Raw genomic sequence first — 21,559 nt, 5'->3', positions numbered from 1 at the left:
GATGCTCTTGAAGTTTCAGCTTTTCTCATTGAAACCGGAAGGTTCGAAAGATTCTATAAAGAAATGCAGATTGCAGACCTTCAAAAAGAACTTGAAGAAATGGGCGATGAATAAGACTTCAAAACTTGTCTCCCGTATATGGCTCTAAAAAAACTATTTTTGATTGTAAAAGGTAATAATAAAATTTATTATTACTTTTATATTTTTTACATAATAAAATTTTATATATAAAACATAATAAATATATGTATTATGTTATTAGAAAAGACAAACATCAGTGCAAGAGTGGACATCACTCTCAAAAAGATTGTCGAAGATTCAACCTTCACACATAAAGACGCATACGAACTTGGAGCAAAACTGATAGCTATGGGAAACGCACAGGACACTCAAGCAGAGATAAACACCAATCCTGATTTTGAAAGAATCATCAGACAAACCGAATACAGTTTAATCGAAGCAAGAAAAGAAGAACTTGAAAGAGAATTAAAAGATTTATAGGAGAGCCATCACCATGGGTCAAGGAAATTCAGACATCATATATTTTCTAGAACAACACGAACAGGAAATAATAAACTGCTGCAGAAAAGGAATGAGCAACAACGAAGTCAGAGAACTACTAAAAACAAAATATGATCGAGATGTTGCAGACATTACCTACAGGAAATTCAAGGCAACCTTAAACCTAACCAAAAATGATTTCATGGAAACAATACTGGATGAAATAATAGCTATGAAAACATCCGGAGCAACAGATGAAAGTGTCAGAAGATGGCTTGCTGAAGAACATGAATTTGAAGTAAGTAGAGCATCATTTTCAAGATTCAAAAAGAAATATCATCTAACAGATAAAGACAAAGACTCAAGAGCAAGAGATAAAGATGCGTTGACAAACAGAGCTATTGCTCAAAGACAAATAACAGACAATGATGTTTACGAGGACAATATTGACATGGCTATTGACAATATTCTCCAGCAACAGGTTACAGATATTAAAACTGGACTTGAAAACCTTGACAAGATTACCAAGAATGCCGTTGGTATTGAAATTGACTTTGCCAAACTGGATCAGGAAGTAAGATATCATGCAGGAGAAAAGAGCCTTGCAAGATACTTATTAGATTTGGCAGAACTGAAAATAAGATATCTGGAATTATCCGTTAAAGCATTTGACGCTAAAAACAAACTGTTCAAAGATGAAATGGATAGACTATTCCAAAACAGAGTACTTGAGCTAGAAGACAAGAAAATTGAAATGTCTCAAAGGGACATCATGAATGAAATAGAAATCCTTGCAAAGCAGATTGATGATAATAATGTATGATGAAAACGGCAGATTCTATCTTGACGGAAAGGATAAAGCTATTCTTCAGAAATGTGTATATGAAAACCCGTATATCCCTTTCAATCCTTTTCCAAAACAGGCGGAGATGATACTTGCAACAGAAAAGGAAGTGTTGATAGGAGGTGCAGCGGGAGGAAGTAAATCAACCAGTTTACTTATGAGGGCTTTATTCTATGTTCAGGATGATGCCAACGAATATCATGCGTTAATCTTGAGAAGAACATTATCAGATTTAAAAAGAAAAGGAGCGTTAATCCATAAAGCTAGTCAATGGCTTAACAGAAAAGAGATTCAAAACAATTCAGCTATCAGACCGAAGTGGGATGGTACTGAACATTCATGGACATTTCCAAACGGCAACTCATTAACATTCGGATATTTACGTAACATTAACGATTTGGATACTTATCAAGGTTCTGAATACCAGTTCATAGGCATTGATGAGCTGACACAGCTTGAAAGATTCAAATACATCTACATGCGCTCTAGGGTAAGGAAAACTAAAGACAACAAGCTTCCAACACAGCTGATGTGCTCAAGCAATCCTGGTAAAAGAGGAAACAAATGGGTTCGTGAAAGATTCATAGAAAAGATTGATGAGGATATTCAGGACAAGTCACAGATAAGATTCATCAGCTCAAGCTATCTAGATAATATCTATCTGGACAGAAACGACTATGAAGAATACCTTATGGGCTTGGATAGGGTAACAAGAGAGCAGTTAATGAACGGAAATTGGTATGCTAGTGTTAAAGGTCAGCTATTTGATGAGTCAGATTTCCACTTGATTTCTCATAGCGACTTTTTGAAAATTCCCATCATTCGCATCATAAGGTACTGGGATCTTGCAGCAACTGAGGTACTAAATGATGATGCAATCAAAAAAAGTGATCCAGACTACACTGCAGGAGTACTCTTAGCTAAAGATTTAAACGGCAATATCTACATTCTGGATTCATATGAGTTTCAATTGGAATCAAGAAACTTAATCAATGAGATTATCAATACTGCAGCACGTGACAAGTCAGATGTACAGTATATAGAACTGGACGGTTCCACAGGTAAGAACTTCGGCCTGTTAATCATCGATGAATTAAACAGAAGAGGATTCACAACCGGTACCGGAAACTCACGCGAAAACAAAGTCGACAGGGCAAGACGGGTATCGGCAGACATTCAACAGAATGGAATTTTCCTGGTTGGAAAGGATAGAACAGGGTTCACGAAAAAATGGGCTATGGAATTTCTGGAAAAAATTACAGCATATCCAAATGAAGCCATTCACGATGACTGTGTAGTGGCATTTACTGGAGGATATGAAAAAATAGCTAATGAGAAACAGCCACAAAGAGTTGATGTTGATAAATGGTATTCCACATGATTAACCTGTTGTTTAGGTTTGTATCTAATATGGTGCTTCTAATTTTAATAAAAGTTCCAATTAGATTTTTATGATTATGAAAAAATATAAAAATAAGAGTATTCGCAAATGGAATACTTTTTAATTTCTATTTTAATTTTATCGTATTCTCTTGTAGGGGTATGAATTTTTAATATATCTGTGATGATATTTTCCTTTCGATGGAGCGAGCATTAAACTGTTATATACATGTTGTGGAACATGGTAATATTCGTAGATGCGTCCATCATGGAACTGAATTGTTAATGTTTCACTCATAGGATTATATCCTACAGACCTTAAGTTGCTTGAATTTACGGGTTTCATATTTCTTTCCATTTGAATCATCCTCTTCTTTTATATCTCATTTCTAATAGTTTAATCATATTTTCTATTGCTTTTTCACTTGATTCAGTAATTTTTGTTCTACTGTTGGTATAATGATGTTCAATTTTATCAAGTTGTATTGCAATCACATGATCTAATATTTCGGCTGTTCCAATTTCATTTCCGGATTCGGATATTTTTGTTACTAAACTTTTATCTAATTTCATGGATATCACATCCTTATTTTAATTTTATTGTTAAATAATCTTTCAATAATAAAGTGTTGTAAATGGATTATATTGTTATTTCTTTACTATTGAATGTTTATAATGTTATTTCTAATCATATATAAATGTATTGCTTAAAAAAAGAACGTATATTTATTTATTTTAAAAAATAACTGTATACAGTTATTTAAAATACTGTATACATAATTTGAGAAAAAATAAAAAATATGTATACATAAATTGAAAAATATATATACTTAAATCTAAAAATATGTATGCTTAAATTCAAATTAAAGTATACAAATTAATTTCGCTATGTTAAAAAATATAAGAATGATGATTGATATAAGATAATAATGAAGCATATATTAACAAAAAGTTGCCATAAGAATAACTATTATGGAAGAACGTAATATGGTCGAAACTCTTTTAAAATATGTTATTCAAATAAAGTGGGGTTCTTAAAATGACCAATGAAAAAACTAAGGGATATACTGTTAGATTTAAACCCTCTGCTATGGATAAAGTTCATAAGTATATGAAAATATCAAAGATAAGTAAAACTAAATTTTTTGATGAGTTATTAGAAGAATTTTTTAATAATAAATTATTAGAAAAAGGATTTTTAGAACTTGAAACTCCATATTATGTCAATACTTCTGAATTAATCAAAAAAAGAATGGTTAATGCTACAACAGAGAAACCTGCTTCAGATTTAAAAAACCAAATGATAATATTTAAAGTTCCTAATAATTTAGATTCATGGAGTAGCAAATACGAAACTTTCTGTTCAGAAAACCCTAATCACCATGAAGGAATTAAGCCAATATTTGCTTTATTTCCGCAGGAAGACGGAAACGAAACTATTAAAATATTATATCATGTTTTTAAAATCGATTATCCTCATGAAGGGATTAAAAAAACTTCTTTAGAAGTTAGTATTTTATCACCTGAAGAAGTTGAAATATTTTTAAATCAATATCCGGAAGAAATCGCTGAAGAATTATTAATTGAATTTAAACAACTTGAAAATGATGTAACTGAAGATTTAGATTCAGGTTTGACACCTTTTGAAGTATTTAAAAAATATGATGATCCTTCCTTTACTAGAATGTTACATTACAATCAAAATATTAATAACACAATTAGTTTAGTTAGTTCGATAGCTAATAATATATTTGATGTGTTGGCCGATGCTTCAACTGAAATAGAAAATATTTCAGAAGATTTTAATAAAGATATTGATGAGAAAGGAAGAGATAATTTCACTTTAGAAGATGTTGAAAAATATGAAAATAGAATCATTGAAAATAAACTTAATATTGTTAATGGATTAAGAAATTATGATTCTAATTTAACTAGTAGAGATTCAAAAACTTTAGAAAAATTTAATAAGATATTAGAAGAAAACCCTGATAATCCTATTTTTGATATGATAGATTCTGTTAATGAATATTTAACAGAAGTAAATAATTCAGAAGAACCTGTTCCAACTGAAGAAGTTTATAGGACTATTAATGATAAACTTGCAGAAATAGCTTTTAATGTTAAAGAAGATTCTAATATAGACCCAGATTTTATTTTAAAATTATTTGAAGGAACGGGATTAAATGGAAATGTTTTAGATTTATTTTCAATTATGGCGAATGCTGAATCTGAAGAAGAATATATTGAAGAAGCAAATAAATTAGCTGAAAAATTAAATTTAAAAATTTAATGCAGTATTTTTGATTAGTTTATTTAAAGAAGCACTCACGATGAGAATATGGATAAATTGTATTCCACATAATAATTATTTTTGATTTCTCAGTAAGTTCTTTCTGCCTTTCCATATCAACTGGCGTTGCCTTTTTCTCAAATCTTTATAGTCATAATACATCTGTGAAGTAACGTATCCATACAGTCTTCTGAATTCATCTATTCTAACAATCTCAGCTTGAACAATAGCTGATTCGCCTTCATGCCAACAATACCATGGATGATGGCAAGGGATATCACATTCTGAAGCCAGTCCTGTCTTGCAGTTGTTGCAGTAGTCAACAAACCATATTTCTTCCTCTCTTTGAGTCTTTTCCTTCTTGGCTTCGATTATCTGCTGTCTTATAGATTTCATTTACATCACTTCAATAATTTTATAAAAACCATAAAAACTATTGAGAACTTTTTGAAAAGTTTTTTTAAAAAACTACTCGCAGTTCTCAAACGATAAAAAGGACAGTTCTTATGGCTTTTTCATTATACATATTTTTATAAAAACTATTTTTTCAGGAGGTATGCGGGAGAACTTTTTGAAAGTTTCCTCCCGTCCATTCCTGAAAATCATGGTTTTTTTAATTTTTCGATTGTAAAAATCACCATCCAACTCAATGAATAATTCTTGAATTTGCCTAAAAACACTTTTAAACAATTTTCGTGAAAAAACTTTTTGAAAAGTTTTTATGAGTTTTCATGGTTTTTCCACTTTCAGGTTTTTTAGGTTTTTTGAGTTTTCATGGTTTTTTTGGTTTTCCCATCCATGGCGGTTTTTTAATCGTGCTGTCAAAGTTCATTATACTTAACCCCTCAATAAATTTATCTTCTTTCATAATGTCTAAAACCCATTCGCCAATCTCATAGCTGATGATTTCATATATTGAATCGTCCATGTGTTTTAAATCATAGTTGATGGATGCAACTTCACTTTTTGCCAAGTCATATACATTGGATCTTCCGGATTGGGTAGTTATCTGAAGAAATCCATGGTCTGCCAATTCATACATGTATTTCCTGACTGATGCCTTACTCAATTCAAGATTCTGAAGCGAGAAGTATTCATTGGTTGTAATTCCCATGTCCAATACTTCCCTGTCCTTATTGATTCTCCAGTCATCGATATTGTTTCTGATGTCATTTAAAACCTCAACCGCTTTTGGAGCCAGGTTTGCAGATATGCTTTCCTTGTATGGCTTGAGCAGACTCATGAACTGCTGAACATCAGCAATATTAGTCAGAATTACTTTCTTACCGTCAATCTCATGGATTTCATGGTTATAGTAATTCAGGGCAGTTATGGTTTTCAGTATACCGTTGAACTTGTCAAAATCCCTTTTATAGAAAGCGGAGTTCTTCAGGAAGTTGATGACAAAGTAAACATATGGATTTATGATTACAATGTCTTCAAAGACTTCCTTCAGATGCAATAGCATGTATGGTACCAGTTTAGCCTCATTTTCATATTTCTTTAGAATCTTGTAGCTTTTGCCGTGCTTGAATTCCAGTGCAGTGTTTCTGCGATTGAAGATATCCTTATTGTCCATTCTTGGAGTAATGAATATGCTTCTGCTCATTTCCTGCTCATCGAAATTATGATTAGGCACTGTAGTGTAAGTTAAACAAGGCCTTCCTTCAAGTTTCAAATCCTTTACTTCCCATCCTCCTTCACCGTCGGGTATGCTTAACGGTTTGTTTAGAAAACCGTCTGACTGAAGTTCTTTCATGAGGTTTTTGGATTCTTCCATGAACTCATGGTCATTATTTCCACCCATATCACCGTAGTTGACAATCTTGCCGTCATAGAAATACCGGTCTGTTTTTGCACGGTTGAACAGGGCTGCTTCAGTGATTTTCTTTTCATTAACGATGAACCTTTTCGGAATCAATCTTAATGCAGTTTCCTGAATGTGGGACTTTCCGCTGCTGGCCTCACCCAGACATATTACAGATACAGGATTTCCCAAAACAACCTGTCCGGCATATACTGTGAATGCATACAATATATTGTTCCTTTCACCTGCAGTAAGCCATTCAATTACGCTGCCGATATAAACCAAAGGACACTTTAATGATTGCAGTTTAGTGATAGCTTCCTTTAATTTGGTAGCATCTCTTTCCTGCTCGGCTTGAAGTTTGTCAGCTATTTCCTGTTCAATGACTGAAAGTTCATTTTCATAGTTGAGCTGCAATAGTTGTTTGACTTCTGAAAACTGACGGTTGATTATCTTTGGCTCTGCTTTGCCTTTCGGATCCATAATCTCTTTGTAGTGCTTTGCGACATTACTTTGAGAAGATAATGTAGCTGGAGATTTGTTTAGATACTCTCCAATCTTATTACCAAACTTGTTTTTAAATACATATGTAACCTTATCAGGATTTTTAGGATTGATAATGAGGGTTATTGTATCTTTTGTGGGTAATTCAGCTACATTACTCATTGTTATTTGCTCCGTCTAGACCTGGACATCACGTACTATGAAACTGTAGTATACGTAGGTTCCGGATTTCTCTTTGACTTGGATTGTCATTTCAGATAATCTGTTAACAAATTCACGGTATTCGGCAAGGTCAACATTTCTGACAACATTGGATTTGCCGACTGAACCTGCATTTTCAAGTTCGAGGATGGAAGTCAAGAAGTCAAAGAGTACGCTTCCTTTGCGGATGTTTTTGTGAAGGTCTCCATCATTTTTGAGGTTAACGTTTATTTCAACGTATAGCTGTTCGTCATCTTTGAAGATAAAGAGTTTGAATCTGTTAACGGTTTTTTCTTCACCGTCATAGTCGAAAGTGTATGATGTAACTGAAGACATTTGTGGTCTTCCGGTGATTAGGGTTCCATCTTCAAAGTCTTTAAGTTCTGCTTTTTCATATCCTTCAGGGATTTCTACAATTTCTTCATAATCCAATTGTGTGCTTGTAAATATACTTTGTCTATCATTACTCATTTTAACATCTCCTAAATAATATTAAAGAGGATTTAGGAATCATCCTCTTTTAAAAATTTTGACTGGTTTTGTGTAACCATTTTTTCAGCTGTCATTTCTTCAGCACTGACTTCTCCAGCTCCTATCAGTTCTGCAATTGCCCTGTTGGTTGCACGGGTTTTTGCAGTGGACATGATTGTGTGATCGGAAACTTTGTCTTTTCCTTTTTCACTTCTGGAGCATAGTGCATCTGATTCGACACTTCTGCCATTTGGAAGAGTGGCACGAACGCAGTAGTAGGCTTCACGTACCCTTCCCATTTTTGTTCTTTCAAGGTCACGGTCAATTATTTCAGTATCCACGTTAAATGCACGGGATAGCTTCTGCCATGCTGATTTCTTTTTGAAGTGTCTTTTCACGCTGACATAGTTACCGTTTTCATCTTTCTCTTTGACTATGATTTCCTGATAGTCTGTTTCGTTCAACAGTCCTTTACAGAGTTTTTGATATGCGTCCCACTGTTCAATAGCTGTATCGACATCTGGAACATTATCAACAACTTTCATTACCTCATTTTCCTGAGGATTTTCTATAAGTTCAGCTTTTACCATATTATCACCTTAAATATTATTGGAGGAGTTTAGACTCCTCCGGTACTTGTTGCAATTCCAATCCATCCGATTATTATAGCAAATGCAATGCTTCCAATAAAAACCAATTTTGGATTAATCTTCATCGGTTCCGGTTTCGGGTATAATCTTGCTGGTTTAGGCATATTGACCAAGTCTCCTGATGCAGATTTCAATAATTAAATTCAAGTTAATTATTTTAGTTCTTCCGCCTTTTTTACGGATCACTACTGTTTTATTGTCAGGGAATTTCAGTTCATCTGATTTCAATGCTACAGATTGAGGATTTTCATTTGCAGATATGAAAGCGATGAAATGTTTATCATCAAGGTTTCTTTGCATTTCAAGAATTGTCTCCTGCATATCAGTCATCTCCTTTGGTTTTCCTAAATCCAACAATGAAAGCTTCTCCCCTTATGAATTTGATTAGGCCAATGTCACCTGCAGCAGCATAATGAATCAAGCCCAACAGCTTTGAATGTATCATGCCATCCACAAGCACAATACCATCATCGTCAATGTAGAGGATTTCCTGTTCCATATCACCTTTGGCAACCTTAATCTCGCCCTTGTGGGTGAGGATGCCATGGTAGTTGTCATCGAACTGATTGTGAGGGGCTATCTCAGCCACCTGTCTTTTGAATGGTGAATAGCTGTTCATTTTATTCACCTGACTTTTTGATATAAATTAATACTGCCCATATGTCGTCCCATAAGTCTTTCGGGACTAAAACATGAGGCACTCCGTTTACGTCCTGTTCTAACATATTAGTCTCCTTTAATATTTCTGAATTCATTTCAACGCTCCAAGCTATTGATTCAGTTTGAGTATCTTGATTCTGTACATTTCAAAAAATTCCCTTTCATTTCTTATGTTTTCTGTTTCGGTTATCTCATCAATAGCCTCTTCAAGTGCCTGGAAGTTATTTGTAATGATTACTTCGCCCATCTGGGGTTTTATTATATCACACATTTTTATACATCTCCTGATTTCCCATCATTGTATTACTGGGGTATGCATATTCAACAGTCTAAAATTCACAGGAGCCAGAAATGCTTGAAAAACAAAAATAGTATTGGAGTAAAATCAACTTTCCATTCTTTTCCGAATATTTAGAATAAAATAAGTTTTGCTTTATATATTCCTTAAAATAAACTAGATATTGGGTTAAGTTTTGAAAAGTATTAATTTTTAACATGTTTGTCGACTTGCTAATCATTTTTATTTTTCTCGCACTGACCCCTTAGGATTATATCAAAAAATAATATTTATAACTCGTTGTTCAAATAAAATTATTTTTTTATAATCCTTTTTATCATGATTTTTTTTCTTGCTTTTCTTGATATTTTACCTCCATATACTGATTGTCTGCGCATTATGGGGGAAGTTGTACTGGAGTGAAATATTGCTTTCACTTAGTAGAATTGTTCCCATCACATAATGGCAATTATACTTCTGTAAAAATGAATATATAAACATTTTGTTTTGTATTTTTGTGAATATTGTTTAAAAAATAGTTTAATTTTATATTGATTTGTATATCCATAAAAATAAAACACCGATGTTTTTACAATTGTTGTTTAACAAAAAAAGTAAAGAATAGTGAAATGTATAAATTTCACTTTGAGTTAACAATATTGTTCCCTTCGTCAGGCATGCGCTCGAAAATCCAGTCGACCTTGCTGTTAAGATCTTCTATCTGTTTTTTATAATCTTCATTTTCCTTTTCAAGCTGCATATACTCCGGAGATTTGATTGACAGCTTTTCAACATCTACATTGATTGTAATGGCATGCAGATGCTTGATATACTCAAATTTCAAATCTTCAGGATTGGTCATGAAGTAAGCCTGGTCGGTTTTGTTTTTTGCCTTTCCCTGCAAATCATTCACATCATCCAGACTCATGCCGTCATTGTACAGATCGGATGCATGAAACTTACGAAGCATATGGCTTCTGAATCGACTGTAATGACCTATTCTTCCAAGACCCAGTTCATCATTGATTCTTTGAAAGTACCCGATGAAGTAGGATTCATACATTTTGAATAGTTTGCTTTCAGGAGTTAATGTGTCTGTCCTTGTTAAAAGATATGCATTGATAGCCTTTACTGCTTCAGGACTGCAATAGGTAGTGTAATACTTATTGGTTTTAATTCTCCTGAGATTAAAGGTAGGCACAATATTATCGTCGTCGTTTAGATAATCGATTATCTGAAAGATATCCATTCTCTTGTTTGGAAGATAATCTGACAGTGCATCCATATAGTCCTGAATTGTCAGGCTTAATGTCTCGGCTCTTGCACATCCGCTTGAACATGAAAACAGAATTATTGCTTTCATAACGGGAGGTGCAATAGCTATGGCCTGCCTTATGATTTCCTTGTCAGGCAGATCCTTGTAGTAAATAGGTGTTGGTTTTCTTACAGATTTCATGTTCAGCCTTGGAAGCGGAATGATTTCAATGTCATAGAATCTGTAGAATTTTGTAATTGCAGACATGTGTATTCTGAGAGTGTTTAGGGAATACTCGTCCAGCAGATACTGCCTGTATTTCAACAGTTTATGTTTGACACGGCGGTGTTTCCATTTTACGTTGTTCGCTTCGTCTTCTTCTGCCTCATCCAGCAATTCCTGGAGAGTCATACCATAGTAATTACAATACTTTCGCATTACAGACCGGTTGACTTTCCGGGTCTCTTTTGCGTAGTTGTTTGTAATAAATATATTTTCCAGCAACTCGTTGTTCATCATACTTAACACTTCTATAACTTAGTTATAAAAAATGTTAAGAGAGAGCATTTGAGAAGTAATTTTTTAATAAGTTACTGATATTTCCTATGGTACCATCATATTATCACTTATTTAAAAATTTGTCCTTGGAATTTGTACACGTCACAGCTTTCATCCATCCAGCTGTCTGCGCTGATTCCGGCTTTCATGCATGTGTGGTCTAAGAAGTCTTCTTTTGTAAATGCATTTTCAACTGCAACCTGTGGGAGCAGCAATCCTCTTGCATATCCTTTCTGTATTATTAATCCGTCACGGCCGATTTCAATTTCATCAAAGTACTGGTCTGGATGTGCCACAACAATCATTTCAGGCTTTGTCAAAACTGTCACTTCAAATTCCAGCTCTTCAAATTCTTTTTCACTAATCTGATTGAATCTTGGGTCGTTAAATGCTGCAGCTATTGCAACCTCTATTGTTGCATCAATTGCAGGTTTGACGGGTTCTGCATATCCGATGCATCCTCTTAAATTATTATTTTTGTTAATTGTTACGAATACTCCTAACGGCTCATCCAATTCAATTGGATAATCGTCAGGTTTAACCAATGTTTTTCCGGTGTCCAGGAAGTATTTGACTGATGCCATTGCGATATCTACCAAATAGTCTCCTGCTCTCTCTGTTATCATTTATCCCATTCCTCCAACAAGTGCATTCAAAATTCTTGTATGTGGTCCGCCATCACCTACCGGGGCTGTTTGACCGCCTTTTCCACAAAATCCAACACTTAACTTAAAGTCGTTGCCGATTGCGTCAATGTTTTTCAATGTTTCCAGAATGTTTCCGGACAGTGATACATCCCTTAGAGGTGTTGTGATTTCGCCGTTTTCAATCATATATCCTTCAGCGGCGTTAAATTGGAAGATGCCCTTACCGGTATCGACTTGCCCTCCTCTTGAACCTTTGAGATAAATTCCATTGTCTATACCTTCAAATAGTTCGCTGACTTCCATGTCTCCAGGTTGTAGGAATGTGTTGCTCATTCTAACAATTGGCTGGTCTGCAATGATTGACCTTGCGTTTCCAGAAGATTTCATTCCCAGTTTTGATGAGGTTGACCTTGAATTCAAAAGGGAAATAAGCTTTCCATCCTTGACCAGCTGATTTGGTTTTGTTTTGACTCCTTCAACATCATATGGATAATATCCGAAACCATCCTTGAGACTTGCATCATCAAAGATATTTACAATGTCTGATGCGATTTGAGTTCCGATTTTGTCTTTGAGGATGGAATCATTTTGCAAAATCAAATCACCTTCAACTGCATGGCCTAAAGCTTCATGAATCAGTACCCCAGTCAGTTCAGGGTCTGCTATTACTGGAAATTGGCCTGAAGGTGCAGGTTTTGCATCGAGTAATCTGACTGCCTTTTCACCAATCTTTCTTCCGAACTCTTCAATGTCGGCGTCGGCAATGACTTCAAATCCCTTGACTCCTCCAAGACTTCCATGTCCGAATTGGATTAGTTCTCCATCGGTTGCAGATGCATTCAATGCCATTCTGACTCTGGATGTCTTCATTTGGATTTCACTGCCTTCGCTGTTCATGAACAGCTCATTGACTTCGCTGTCGCCATAGCTTACTGTTGTACTGTTTACCTTATCAATTGTGGCGGCATCATTTGCCTGCTTCATTATGTCGTTTTTTTCTTCAATTGATATGTCTTTAAACGGTATTTTAACATCCACTTCCACTTTATCTTTTACAATATCGCTTTCACTTAATTCAACATCTCCTTTAAGTGAATTTGATAATTTTAAAGCGGTTTCAGTTATTTCATTGATTTTTGATAAGTCTGTTGTATATGCAAAACCCCATGCTCCATTATTTAACACTCTTATTCTTGCTCCTAAGCTCATTCCAGTGTTAATTTCATCGACATTTCCATCTTTCATTAATATGGAAGTATTGTCGCCCATTCCAAATCTGATATCTATGTAATCCACTTTTGGGCTTGTTTTTGCAATAACATTTTCGAATAAATTTATATATTCTTCCATTTTATCACTCAAAAAGATTTATACAATACTAATTTTATATTAACTATTAAATAAAACTTTATTAATTAAAACGTACAATATAACAATTGTTAAAAAAATTTGGTGATGTAATGTTTATCATTGTAGGAACTGGTGCGGGAGGAGCAATTCTGGCAAAAGAGTTGGCGGAAAATAACCTGCCTGTAACCATTTTGGAAAAAGGACCGTATATAAAATCAAAGGATGCATTTGAATATTATGACAAATACAATGACTCAGTAGACCTGTTGACTACCACATGCATTGGCGGTGCAACAATCGTTTCAATGTCAAACATGGTAAGGGCACTTGATGAGGAGCTTTTGGACTTTGATGTGGATTTAACTGAAGCATATGAATATGTTGATGGCCTTGTTGGGGTTCATGAGCTCGATGACTCTCATATCGGCAAGGGAACTCAAGCATTTTTAGACGCTGGTCGTGAACTAGGTCTTAAAACAGTCAAAATGCCAAAGGCAATCCGGGAAGAGGATTGCATTCAGTGTGGAAAATGTGCATTTGGTTGTCCTGCAGATGCCAAATGGTCCGGAAAGGATTTCGTTGATGATGCAGTTGAAGCCGGCGCTACACTGATAACTGAAGCTGAAGTAACTGAGCTGATTATTGAGGACAATTCCATTAAAGGTGTCAAATACCTCAAGAATGATAATGAAGAGAATCTTCTCGGTGATTATGTGGTGCTTTCTGCAGGTGCAATATCCTCTGCACTGATTTTGAGAAGGGCTGGAATCGATGCTGGCCGTGAAATATTCTTTGATCCGTTTGTCAGCGTCGGAGGATATCTTAAGGATATAAACTTTAACACTGAAGTCCAGATGGCCGGACTTGTTATCGGTGAAAATTTCGTTCTGTCCCCTCATTTTTCATCATTCATCCGTGCAAACATTCCAGATGATTCAGTAACTGATAAGGATATACTAAGCATCATGGTCAAAACGGCTGATGAGTGCAAGGGATATATCGACGATGACGGTGAGGTCTACAAGACAAATACCATTCAGGACATAAGATATCTGGCTGAAGGTGTTGCAACAGCAGGTTTTATTTTAGAAAAAGCAGGTGTCGACCCGAATACAATAGGTTCAACAGTCTATAGAGGAGCACACCCTGGAGGAACCGCAAAAATTGGTGAAATAGTTGACAGCAATCTTGAAACTGAAATTTCCAATCTATTCGTTTGTGATGCAAGTGTATTGCCTATATCTCCTGGAAAACCTCCAATATTGACAATACTTGCATTATCCAAAAGATTGGCGGATTATCTAAAAAATAAATAGAAGATTATTCGAATTGCTTTTCGATATCTTCTGTTTTTATTAATTTTTCACAGTAATGGCATCTGACCACTGGAGGATACTCTCTAACGACATTGAAGAGAGGTGTTATCGGTTCATTTTCAAAATTTGTAATGCACTTTGGATTTGTGCATTTAATTATTGAACTAATCTTTTTTGGAAGGACAATTTTATCTTTTTTTATGGGTTTGAAATCCCTGATAATATTGATTGTAGCTTTTGGAGCAATTAGAGCAATTTGATTAAGCTCGCTGTGGTCAAGTTCCCGGTTTTCGATTTTTACAATGTCTTTTCTTTCAATTTCGCCTGAAGATACATTCATGGCCACTGTTACATTACTTGTTTCATCATCGGGAAGGTTCAAAATCTTTAGGATGTGCAACGCTTTGTTGGCAGTAATATGGTCTATTACAGTACCATTTTCAATAGCTCTAATTTTTAGTTCTGATTTTGTCATAGTAACACCTAATACATTTTCAAATCTTTCATTTCAATTATTGCTTCAGTATCTCTAACTAATTTTTCGGGACTTTTGTTTTTAGTCGCAATTGTAAAGCTCTCAATGACTCTGGCTCCACGTAATGTAACTTTCTCTTCAAGTCTGCCGATGTTGGATTCGCCACGGTTGGCATCCATTGTAGCAAACAGGATAACATCTTTTGCTCTAAGGTCACATCTGTCAATAATTGTTAATATTGCAGGAGTGGGATTTCCGTTCCAGGTAGGGGTTCCAAAGTATACTGTGTCATAGCCTTTCAAATCTACTTTGGCAGGGACAATGTCTGTTTTTGTTTCTCGGAATGCGCTGATTGATGCAAATAATCTGTTTTTAAGACCATTACGATTTTTTAAATCATGTATTCTTGCCAAATCTGCATTCAGGTTTTTAGCTAGTGTTTTTGCAACTAAATCGGTTGTTCCTCCATTCGAATAATACACAATTATTCTTTTCATGTTTTTTCCCTCTTTGTATGATTTTAAGGATGAAGACCCAAGTGTCTTAGGCCTAAAGTTTCATCAATTCCCAAGATGATGTTCATATTTTGTATTGCCTGGCCTGATGCACCTTTGACAAGGTTATCAATGGCAGATAACATTACAAGTCTTCCGGTATCATCAATTTCAAATCCTCCAATATGGACAAAGTTGGATCCGCGAACTGAACTCAGATGAGGAATTTCGCCTTCATCCATGAGTTTAATGAAGAATTCTTTGCCATATTCCTTTTCGTATATTTTTCTGATTTCATCAGGTGTGATGTCTAAATTCTCATCAGTCAAAAAGCTGTGGCTTGTAGTTTGGATTCCACGGTTGACCGGCACCAGATGGGGTGTAAATGAAACTTTGACATCTTCGAATCCATGAAGTTCCTGTTTGATTTCAGACATATGCCTGTGTGAAGAAATTTTATATGGATTTACATTGTCTGCGATATTAGGATAGTGTGTAGTTGCTGACGGGTTAACGCCTGCTCCACTGACTCCTGTTTTTGAATCAATAATGATTCTATCTACCAGGTCATTTTTAACCAATGGATAGGATGATAGGATTGCACCGGTTGGGAAGCATCCAGGGTTTGCAACAAGATTTGCCTTTTTAATTTCCTCCCTGTACAATTCAGGAAGTCCAAAGGCACCCTTATTTTCCTTGTCTGTATGTTCCATGCCGTACCATTTTTCATAAACTGCAGTGTCGCGATATCTGTAGTCTCCACTTAAATCAACTACTTTTGCACCGGTTTCCAGGATTTCAGGCACAATTTTCATTGATGCACCATGAGGTGTGGCGGTAAATACGACATCTGCATCTAATTCAGAAGGACTTTTATTTTTGAATACAAGTCCTGAATCTCTAACGTGGGGGTGGATTTTATGTACCGGAGTTCCATCGTACTGTCTGGAGGTGATGTCTGTAATTTCCACTTTCGGATGGTTTGAAAGCATTCTTAAAAGTTCTCCGCCAGTATATCCACTTGCTCCAATTATTGCTACTTTAAACATTTTATTATCTCCTTAATCTTCACAATGATCTAGAATTTTTCCTTCGAAATCAGTATTTTCAATTTTTCTAATGATTTTGCAGCTGCTGTCAAGTTCACAGTCACGATATTTTTCAATACGCACTGCTTTCGCTTTAAATCCCCTTTTGTCAAGGGCCTCTTGCAGTTTTCCAACATCGTGGTTTTGGTCAGCTCCAACGGTAATGATGTCAGGGTCAATTTCCCTTACGATTTTGAAAACATCGCCATTTGCATCACCTAAATAAGCGTCAGTTACGGGTTTTAACATTTTAATTAATTCCAGGCGTTGGTCCTCTCCAACGATAGGCACTCTTTTTCTTCTTTCAACTGTTGCATCTCTTGCTACAACAACATAAAGTTCAGCATCTTCTCCACCAAGTTTTCTGGACTCTTCCAGGTAAACTCCGTGTCCAGGGTGGAGTATGTCAAATGTTCCGGTCGCCATTACTTTCATTCAATTACCTCTTTTGATATTTTAAAGCTTCAGTCAAATCAATTTTATCAGTATAAAGTGCAGAACCGATTACAACTCCTTCCACACCGCTTTTATTTAGTTTTTTAATGTCATCTATTGTTGTTATTCCTCCGGAATAAACAATAGGCAAATCTACAGATTTTTTTAACTCTTCTACAGGTTCTGTGTAAAATCCGCCCAAAAGCCCTTCGACGTCAACGTTTGTAAACAGAATGCTTCCGGCACCGTGCTCCTTGAACTCCTGTGAAATTTCACTTGGGCTTTTGTCAATTTTTTCCTGCCATCCCTTAATGACTACTCTGTTGTCTTTGCTGTCAAGTGATATCATTATTCTGTCTGAACCGTATTCCTTTGACAGTTCGGTGATTGTTTCAGGTTGTTGAATCCCCATTGTTCCGATAATTATCCTTTCAATATCAAGGTCTAACAATTGGCGGGCATATTCTATGCTTCTTATTCCTCCGCCAAGCTGTATTGGGACACTGACTTCCTTTAGGATTTTTTTAATAATGTCAAAGCTGGCCACTCCATTTATTGTGCCGTCCAAATCAATGACATGGATATTTTTAGCTCCCAAATCTTCCCAATGTTTTGCAACAAGTTCAGGATTGTCTATTTCAACCATTTCACTTCCAGGTTCGCCTTGGACAAGCTGGACACATTTTCCATTCTTTATGTCCACCGCAGGCATTATTAACATTTCATGTTCATTAAATGACATTTGGATTTTTCCTGTAATATTTTATTATAATTAAAGTTTTAGTTTTGAAATCTTTTATAATTATTGTTTTTTTTCATTTTTTGCATTTCAATTTGAATACTTTATTAAAGATTAGTAATATAATTAATAGTAATGAGTAAAATTATTGAATTCAAAAATGTTGATAAAATTTACAAAACCGGAGACCACGTTCTAAAGGCTATGGATAATGTAAACTTCACAATTGATGAAGGGGAATTTGTGGTAATTCTTGGTCCGTCAGGAGCAGGCAAATCAACCCTTTTAAACCTTTTGGGAGGTCTTGACACTGTTACTTCAGGCCAGATTATTGTCAATGGCCATCATGTGGAAGAATTCAATGATGATGAACTTACCAGTTATCGGGCAGAGAATGTAGGATTCATATTTCAGTTTTATAACCTGATTCCAAACCTAACTGCTCTTGAAAATGTTGAGCTGATGAGGGACATTGTTGATGTTGACATTAATGGACTGGAAGTCCTGGATTCTGTTGGACTCAAAAACCATGCAAATCAGTTTCCAGCACAATTGTCTGGTGGGGAACAGCAAAGGGTATCTATTGCAAGGGCAGTTGCCAAACAGCCTACAATGCTTTTATGTGATGAACCGACAGGTGCATTGGACTCTAATACAGGTGTCCTAATTCTGAACCTGCTTCAGCATATGAGCAATGACAAGGGAACTACGGTTATCATTGTAACTCACAATGCAATTTTGGCCGAAGCGGCTGATAAGGTCATTAGGATTAAAAATGGTCAAATAGAAAGTATTGTTGTTAATGAAAATCCTAAGAATGTTGCTGATTTGGAATGGTGATGTTTTTAGGTACGCACTGAATGATGATATGTCTGTGATATTCGATTCGTTCGACTTGAAAATTTAGGAATTGTTTGAATGTTCAAATTTTTCTATCATCACTAAATTTAAATCTTATTTTTTTCATAGTATATACCATGTCTTTATTTAAAAAAATGCTAAGGGATATAAAAATTAACAAGATGCAATTTATTGCAATATTCCTAATGGCATTTATAGGCATTTTTGCATATACGGGGATTTATGCCGAGTATTATGGATTAGTGCAAACTTCCGATGGGTTCTACACGGATACGAACATGGCTGATGCATGGGTTTACAACACTGATTTTGATGATGCCTCAGTGGATAAGGTCAATGAATTTACAACCCAATCGGACAGGCAGGAAGTGGTTGAATCACAGGCAAAGCTTGAAAACAAACCGGATGTCACGCTGCACTTTATAGAAAAGGGAACGATTTCTAAATTTTACACAACAGAAGGTGAAGACTTTAACCCCGATGATACTTCAGGTGTTTGGTTGGATGCTCGTTTTGCAGATGCCCGTAATTTAAAAGTTGGAGATAAGATAAGCTTTGAATTTGACAATCAAACAGTCAAAAAAGAAATTAAGGGACTTGGATATTCCCCTGAATATGTCTATGAAGTGTCTCCAAATTCATTAACTCCTGATTTTAAAGAAATGGGCTTTGCATACTTGTCTGCTAAATCATACCCTCATGATTTGAAATACAATACTCTGCTTGTTAAATATGACTCATCTTATGATGATTTTATGGATAAAATCTCTTCAATTGATTATCTTTCGGTCACTAAAAAAGAGGATCATTTAAGTGTATCCAAATTCTCTGATGAAATGGCACAGCATAAGATGATTGGGAATGTTTTTCCGATTGTATTTATTTTAGTCACTTTTCTAACTCTTTTAACCACAATGTCAAGAATCGTGACTCATCAACGTGCTCAAATCGGAATCCTTAAGGCGGTAGGATTTAAGGATAGTGTAATCATTATGCATTATCTTGCTTATGCTTTCTTCCCGGTTCTTGCCGGGTCAATCATTGGATTGATTACGGGGCCAATGATAATTCCACAAATGTTTTATCCGTCAATGATGAGAAGCTACAGCATGCCTAGCTGGCATCCGGGTTTTGACATGAGTTTCATCTACATTGCAGTGCTGATGGTTGTATTATCAGTGTTAGTTACCTATTTTTCATGTAGGATAATCTCAAGGGAAAATCCTGCAGATACGTTACGGCCAAAAGCGCCCAATACCTCTTCAAAAACCCATATCGAAAAATCAAGGATCTGGAACCGGTTAAGCTTTAATCTCAGATGGAATTTGAGGGATGCAAGTAGAAACAACTTTAGGGCATTGATGGTAATAATTGGAGTGATGGGTTGTGTAGCGCTGCTGATTGCGGCATTTGGAATGAACGACAGCATGCATGAGTTGAAATCATGGGAATATGATGATATCACTCATTATGAGTCAAAATTACTGCTTTCAAAAGAGGCCAATCCGATGGAGCTTTATTATATTTTAAATGAAACAAACGGCAGCTTTATAATGCAGCAATCAATTGAAATGAAGGCCAATGATGTTGAAGACACGGTATCGCTTTTGGTATCAAATAACACGGATTTGATATCATACACGGACAGCAATCGAAATTCAATTGATATAGCTGAAGGGGATGTTTCCATTTCCACTAAACTGGCGGAAAAGTTTAATCTGACAATTGGGGATAAAATCAGATGGCATATTGTTGGTGAGGATGATTGGGTCACATCAAAAATTGGCCAGGTACATGCAGAGCCAATCTCACAAGGGCTGATAATGTCTCCGGATACTTTGGAGGACCAGGGATTGAATTTTACTCCTACAAATATCATCACTGATGAGAAATTTGGTGAAAACTTTGATTCAATAAAATCAACCACCAGCACGGAAAAGATGAAAAAGAGTTGGGACCAAATGACTTCGGCTGTAATGATGATGGTTTCTGTGGTGACATTTGTAGCGGTGGCATTGGCGTTTCTGGTTTTATATAATCTTGAAATATTGTCATTCACTGAAATTGAGAGGGAAATTGCTACATTGAAGGTTTTGGGATTTAAGACAAAGACACTGCGGAAGTTATTGCTGACTCAAAATGTATTTTTCACTGCATTAGGCTTTATTTTAGGCATTCCTTTGGGATTCTACTTCATGACCCTGATGATGAATGCTGCCGGAGATTCCATTTATTATGTTCCTACATTGACATGGGGAAACATATTGCTGTCTGCTGTCATAACATTCACAATTTCAATCGGTGTCAACTTAATGTTTTCTGATAAGATAAACGATTTGAATATGGTTGAAGCACTTAAAGATGTTGAGTAGTGTTAATTATGGTGTATTAATCAGTTTTTAATAGAATAAATGATTGACCTTATGATTGATATCAAACAGCAGATGCTGATTGCAAGGGGATATCCTAAAAATGCAATTACCAAACCGATAATGAAAAGTATGAATGGAACAACTAATGCATTTTTTACAGCTAAAGCTTCTGATAGATATTCTTGGTCGGGATTAATTTCCAGCAAGGATTTTGCCATCCAAAATAATATGATATTGACTATAATGAAATCTAATCCGTATAATACTTCAGCAAGCAAAGAAAAAGGATTATTGGCAACAAATGTAGTTAAATAAGGAAGTAATGAAATAACCAGCAGCAATATTATGTTTTGCCAAATGATTTTTGGGGTGATTCTTTCAACA

General features: G+C 35.4%; 25 protein-coding genes and 1 pseudogene. 7 read left to right on the top strand and 19 right to left on the bottom strand.

Features of this window, described 5'->3' with window-relative positions; all coding sequences use genetic code 11:
* Positions 1-252: 252 nt before the first annotated feature.
* From QZ138_RS10140 to QZ138_RS10130, 3 genes are read left to right on the top strand one after another with little or no spacing between them, the layout of a single operon-like run.
* A complete protein-coding gene (locus QZ138_RS10140) occupies positions 253-501 on the top strand; it encodes a hypothetical protein (RefSeq protein ID WP_292888917.1) in 249 nt (82 codons plus the stop codon).
* Positions 502-514: 13 nt separating this feature from the next.
* On the top strand, positions 515-1,324 hold the full coding sequence (locus QZ138_RS10135; protein ID WP_292888916.1) for a hypothetical protein: 810 nt from the start codon (positions 515-517) through the stop codon (positions 1,322-1,324).
* Positions 1,308-2,726 carry a phage terminase large subunit gene (locus QZ138_RS10130; protein WP_292888915.1) on the top strand — a complete coding sequence of 473 codons (1,419 nt, stop codon included), beginning with the start codon at positions 1,308-1,310 and terminating at the stop codon, positions 2,724-2,726. The genes QZ138_RS10135 and QZ138_RS10130 overlap by 17 nt, the downstream gene beginning before the upstream one ends.
* A 138-nt stretch (positions 2,727-2,864) precedes the next feature.
* Here QZ138_RS10130 and QZ138_RS11405 read toward each other — a convergent pair whose 3' ends face one another.
* Complete coding sequence (locus QZ138_RS11405) at positions 2,865-3,071, bottom strand: KTSC domain-containing protein (RefSeq protein ID WP_369334568.1); 207 nt, start codon at positions 3,069-3,071, stop codon at positions 2,865-2,867.
* A 17-nt stretch (positions 3,072-3,088) separates the two neighbouring features.
* Complete coding sequence (locus QZ138_RS10125; protein WP_292888914.1) at positions 3,089-3,298, bottom strand: hypothetical protein; 210 nt, start codon at positions 3,296-3,298, stop codon at positions 3,089-3,091.
* A gap of 466 nt (positions 3,299-3,764) precedes the next feature.
* On the opposite strand from QZ138_RS10125, the gene QZ138_RS10120 reads away from it, so the two are divergent.
* Positions 3,765-5,015 (top strand): hypothetical protein, encoded by a 1,251-nt coding sequence (locus QZ138_RS10120; RefSeq protein WP_292888913.1) that lies wholly within the window; start codon positions 3,765-3,767, stop codon positions 5,013-5,015.
* A gap of 75 nt (positions 5,016-5,090) precedes the next feature.
* Here QZ138_RS10120 and QZ138_RS10115 read toward each other — a convergent pair whose 3' ends face one another.
* The 11 genes from QZ138_RS10115 to QZ138_RS10065 form a co-directional block, all read right to left on the bottom strand.
* Positions 5,091-5,411 carry a hypothetical protein gene (locus QZ138_RS10115; RefSeq protein WP_292888912.1) on the bottom strand — a complete coding sequence of 107 codons (321 nt, stop codon included), beginning with the start codon at positions 5,409-5,411 and terminating at the stop codon, positions 5,091-5,093.
* A gap of 376 nt (positions 5,412-5,787) precedes the next feature.
* The gene (locus QZ138_RS10110; RefSeq protein ID WP_292888911.1) at positions 5,788-7,488 is read right to left on the bottom strand and encodes a hypothetical protein; all 1,701 of its coding nucleotides are present in this window, start codon (positions 7,486-7,488) and stop codon (positions 5,788-5,790) included.
* A gap of 15 nt (positions 7,489-7,503) precedes the next feature.
* A complete protein-coding gene (locus QZ138_RS10105; RefSeq protein ID WP_292888910.1) occupies positions 7,504-7,998 on the bottom strand; it encodes a hypothetical protein in 495 nt (164 codons plus the stop codon).
* Positions 7,999-8,030: 32 nt separating this feature from the next.
* Entirely contained in the window at positions 8,031-8,588 is a 558-nt protein-coding gene (locus QZ138_RS10100; RefSeq protein ID WP_292888909.1) for a hypothetical protein, read from the bottom strand.
* A gap of 29 nt (positions 8,589-8,617) precedes the next feature.
* The gene (locus QZ138_RS10095; RefSeq protein ID WP_292888908.1) at positions 8,618-8,752 is read right to left on the bottom strand and encodes a hypothetical protein; all 135 of its coding nucleotides are present in this window, start codon (positions 8,750-8,752) and stop codon (positions 8,618-8,620) included.
* Positions 8,745-8,978, bottom strand: a complete 234-nt coding sequence (locus QZ138_RS10090; RefSeq protein ID WP_292888907.1) for a hypothetical protein — start codon at positions 8,976-8,978, stop codon at positions 8,745-8,747. The genes QZ138_RS10095 and QZ138_RS10090 overlap by 8 nt, the downstream gene beginning before the upstream one ends.
* Positions 8,971-9,267: a hypothetical protein gene (locus QZ138_RS10085; RefSeq protein ID WP_292888906.1), complete on the bottom strand. Its 297-nt coding sequence runs from the start codon at positions 9,265-9,267 to the stop codon at positions 8,971-8,973. The genes QZ138_RS10090 and QZ138_RS10085 overlap by 8 nt, the downstream gene beginning before the upstream one ends.
* Positions 9,268-9,417: 150 nt before the next feature.
* Positions 9,418-9,579: a hypothetical protein gene (locus QZ138_RS10080; protein ID WP_292888905.1), complete on the bottom strand. Its 162-nt coding sequence runs from the start codon at positions 9,577-9,579 to the stop codon at positions 9,418-9,420.
* 646 nt (positions 9,580-10,225) lie between these two features.
* Positions 10,226-11,359 (bottom strand): site-specific integrase, encoded by a 1,134-nt coding sequence (locus QZ138_RS10075; protein ID WP_292888904.1) that lies wholly within the window; start codon positions 11,357-11,359, stop codon positions 10,226-10,228.
* 107 nt (positions 11,360-11,466) lie between these two features.
* Positions 11,467-12,024 (bottom strand): TIGR00296 family protein, encoded by a 558-nt coding sequence (locus tag QZ138_RS10070; RefSeq protein WP_292888903.1) that lies wholly within the window; start codon positions 12,022-12,024, stop codon positions 11,467-11,469.
* A complete protein-coding gene (locus QZ138_RS10065) occupies positions 12,025-13,395 on the bottom strand; it encodes a TldD/PmbA family protein (RefSeq protein WP_292888902.1) in 1,371 nt (456 codons plus the stop codon).
* Between the two features lie 110 nt (positions 13,396-13,505).
* On the opposite strand from QZ138_RS10065, the gene QZ138_RS10060 reads away from it, so the two are divergent.
* Entirely contained in the window at positions 13,506-14,711 is a 1,206-nt protein-coding gene (locus QZ138_RS10060) for a GMC family oxidoreductase N-terminal domain-containing protein (RefSeq protein ID WP_292888901.1), read from the top strand.
* A gap of 4 nt (positions 14,712-14,715) precedes the next feature.
* On the opposite strand, the gene pyrI is transcribed toward QZ138_RS10060, so the two are convergent.
* From pyrI to hisA, 5 genes are read right to left on the bottom strand one after another with little or no spacing between them, the layout of a single operon-like run.
* The gene (pyrI, locus tag QZ138_RS10055; RefSeq protein WP_292604376.1) at positions 14,716-15,186 is read right to left on the bottom strand and encodes an aspartate carbamoyltransferase regulatory subunit; all 471 of its coding nucleotides are present in this window, start codon (positions 15,184-15,186) and stop codon (positions 14,716-14,718) included.
* 8 nt (positions 15,187-15,194) lie between these two features.
* Positions 15,195-15,683 carry a flavodoxin gene (locus tag QZ138_RS10050; protein WP_292888900.1) on the bottom strand — a complete coding sequence of 163 codons (489 nt, stop codon included), beginning with the start codon at positions 15,681-15,683 and terminating at the stop codon, positions 15,195-15,197.
* A 23-nt stretch (positions 15,684-15,706) separates the two neighbouring features.
* Positions 15,707-16,729: an N-acetyl-gamma-glutamyl-phosphate reductase gene (gene argC / locus QZ138_RS10045; protein WP_292888899.1), complete on the bottom strand. Its 1,023-nt coding sequence runs from the start codon at positions 16,727-16,729 to the stop codon at positions 15,707-15,709.
* Positions 16,730-16,741: 12 nt separating this feature from the next.
* The gene (locus tag QZ138_RS10040) at positions 16,742-17,203 is read right to left on the bottom strand and encodes an FAD synthase (protein WP_292888898.1); all 462 of its coding nucleotides are present in this window, start codon (positions 17,201-17,203) and stop codon (positions 16,742-16,744) included.
* Between the two features lie 4 nt (positions 17,204-17,207).
* A complete protein-coding gene (gene hisA / locus QZ138_RS10035; protein WP_292888897.1) occupies positions 17,208-17,945 on the bottom strand; it encodes a 1-(5-phosphoribosyl)-5-[(5-phosphoribosylamino)methylideneamino]imidazole-4-carboxamide isomerase in 738 nt (245 codons plus the stop codon).
* Positions 17,946-18,077: 132 nt separating this feature from the next.
* Between hisA and QZ138_RS10030 the strand changes: the two genes are divergently transcribed.
* Positions 18,078-18,782 (top strand): ABC transporter ATP-binding protein, encoded by a 705-nt coding sequence (locus QZ138_RS10030; RefSeq protein WP_292888896.1) that lies wholly within the window; start codon positions 18,078-18,080, stop codon positions 18,780-18,782.
* A 206-nt stretch (positions 18,783-18,988) separates the two neighbouring features.
* Positions 18,989-21,175 (top strand): ABC transporter permease, encoded by a 2,187-nt coding sequence (locus QZ138_RS10025; protein ID WP_292888895.1) that lies wholly within the window; start codon positions 18,989-18,991, stop codon positions 21,173-21,175.
* Positions 21,176-21,195: 20 nt separating this feature from the next.
* Here QZ138_RS10025 and QZ138_RS10020 read toward each other — a convergent pair.
* Positions 21,196-21,559 (bottom strand): annotated as a pseudogene (locus QZ138_RS10020) (DUF1211 domain-containing protein); the annotation flags it as partial.

The sequence above is a fragment of the Methanobrevibacter sp. UBA212 genome (assembly GCF_905233225.1).
Taxonomy (GTDB): domain Archaea; phylum Methanobacteriota; class Methanobacteria; order Methanobacteriales; family Methanobacteriaceae; genus Methanocatella.
This window is presented reverse-complemented; position numbering and strand designations above follow the sequence as displayed.

Coding starts and splice junctions, on each gene's coding strand:
- pyrI (WP_292604376.1), bottom strand. CDS start 15,186: ATGACAAAATCAGAACTAAAAATTAGAGCTATTGAAAATGGTACTGTA.
- QZ138_RS10090 (WP_292888907.1), bottom strand. CDS start 8,978: ATGACTGATATGCAGGAGACAATTCTTGAAATGCAAAGAAACCTTGAT.
- QZ138_RS10070 (WP_292888903.1), bottom strand. CDS start 12,024: ATGATAACAGAGAGAGCAGGAGACTATTTGGTAGATATCGCAATGGCA.
- QZ138_RS10135 (WP_292888916.1), top strand. CDS start 515: ATGGGTCAAGGAAATTCAGACATCATATATTTTCTAGAACAACACGAA.
- QZ138_RS10120 (WP_292888913.1), top strand. CDS start 3,765: ATGACCAATGAAAAAACTAAGGGATATACTGTTAGATTTAAACCCTCT.
- QZ138_RS10115 (WP_292888912.1), bottom strand. CDS start 5,411: ATGAAATCTATAAGACAGCAGATAATCGAAGCCAAGAAGGAAAAGACT.
- QZ138_RS10105 (WP_292888910.1), bottom strand. CDS start 7,998: ATGAGTAATGATAGACAAAGTATATTTACAAGCACACAATTGGATTAT.
- QZ138_RS10065 (WP_292888902.1), bottom strand. CDS start 13,395: ATGGAAGAATATATAAATTTATTCGAAAATGTTATTGCAAAAACAAGC.
- QZ138_RS10080 (WP_292888905.1), bottom strand. CDS start 9,579: ATGTGTGATATAATAAAACCCCAGATGGGCGAAGTAATCATTACAAAT.
- QZ138_RS10130 (WP_292888915.1), top strand. CDS start 1,308: ATGATAATAATGTATGATGAAAACGGCAGATTCTATCTTGACGGAAAG.
- QZ138_RS10025 (WP_292888895.1), top strand. CDS start 18,989: ATGGCATTTATAGGCATTTTTGCATATACGGGGATTTATGCCGAGTAT.
- QZ138_RS10140 (WP_292888917.1), top strand. CDS start 253: ATGTTATTAGAAAAGACAAACATCAGTGCAAGAGTGGACATCACTCTC.
- QZ138_RS10100 (WP_292888909.1), bottom strand. CDS start 8,588: ATGGTAAAAGCTGAACTTATAGAAAATCCTCAGGAAAATGAGGTAATG.
- QZ138_RS10060 (WP_292888901.1), top strand. CDS start 13,506: ATGTTTATCATTGTAGGAACTGGTGCGGGAGGAGCAATTCTGGCAAAA.
- QZ138_RS10040 (WP_292888898.1), bottom strand. CDS start 17,203: ATGAAAGTAATGGCGACCGGAACATTTGACATACTCCACCCTGGACAC.
- QZ138_RS10085 (WP_292888906.1), bottom strand. CDS start 9,267: ATGAACAGCTATTCACCATTCAAAAGACAGGTGGCTGAGATAGCCCCT.
- QZ138_RS10075 (WP_292888904.1), bottom strand. CDS start 11,359: ATGATGAACAACGAGTTGCTGGAAAATATATTTATTACAAACAACTAC.
- hisA (WP_292888897.1), bottom strand. CDS start 17,945: ATGTCATTTAATGAACATGAAATGTTAATAATGCCTGCGGTGGACATA.
- QZ138_RS11405 (WP_369334568.1), bottom strand. CDS start 3,071: ATGAAACCCGTAAATTCAAGCAACTTAAGGTCTGTAGGATATAATCCT.
- QZ138_RS10030 (WP_292888896.1), top strand. CDS start 18,078: ATGAGTAAAATTATTGAATTCAAAAATGTTGATAAAATTTACAAAACC.
- argC (WP_292888899.1), bottom strand. CDS start 16,729: ATGTTTAAAGTAGCAATAATTGGAGCAAGTGGATATACTGGCGGAGAA.
- QZ138_RS10125 (WP_292888914.1), bottom strand. CDS start 3,298: ATGAAATTAGATAAAAGTTTAGTAACAAAAATATCCGAATCCGGAAAT.
- QZ138_RS10110 (WP_292888911.1), bottom strand. CDS start 7,488: ATGAGTAATGTAGCTGAATTACCCACAAAAGATACAATAACCCTCATT.
- QZ138_RS10050 (WP_292888900.1), bottom strand. CDS start 15,683: ATGAAAAGAATAATTGTGTATTATTCGAATGGAGGAACAACCGATTTA.
- QZ138_RS10095 (WP_292888908.1), bottom strand. CDS start 8,752: ATGCCTAAACCAGCAAGATTATACCCGAAACCGGAACCGATGAAGATT.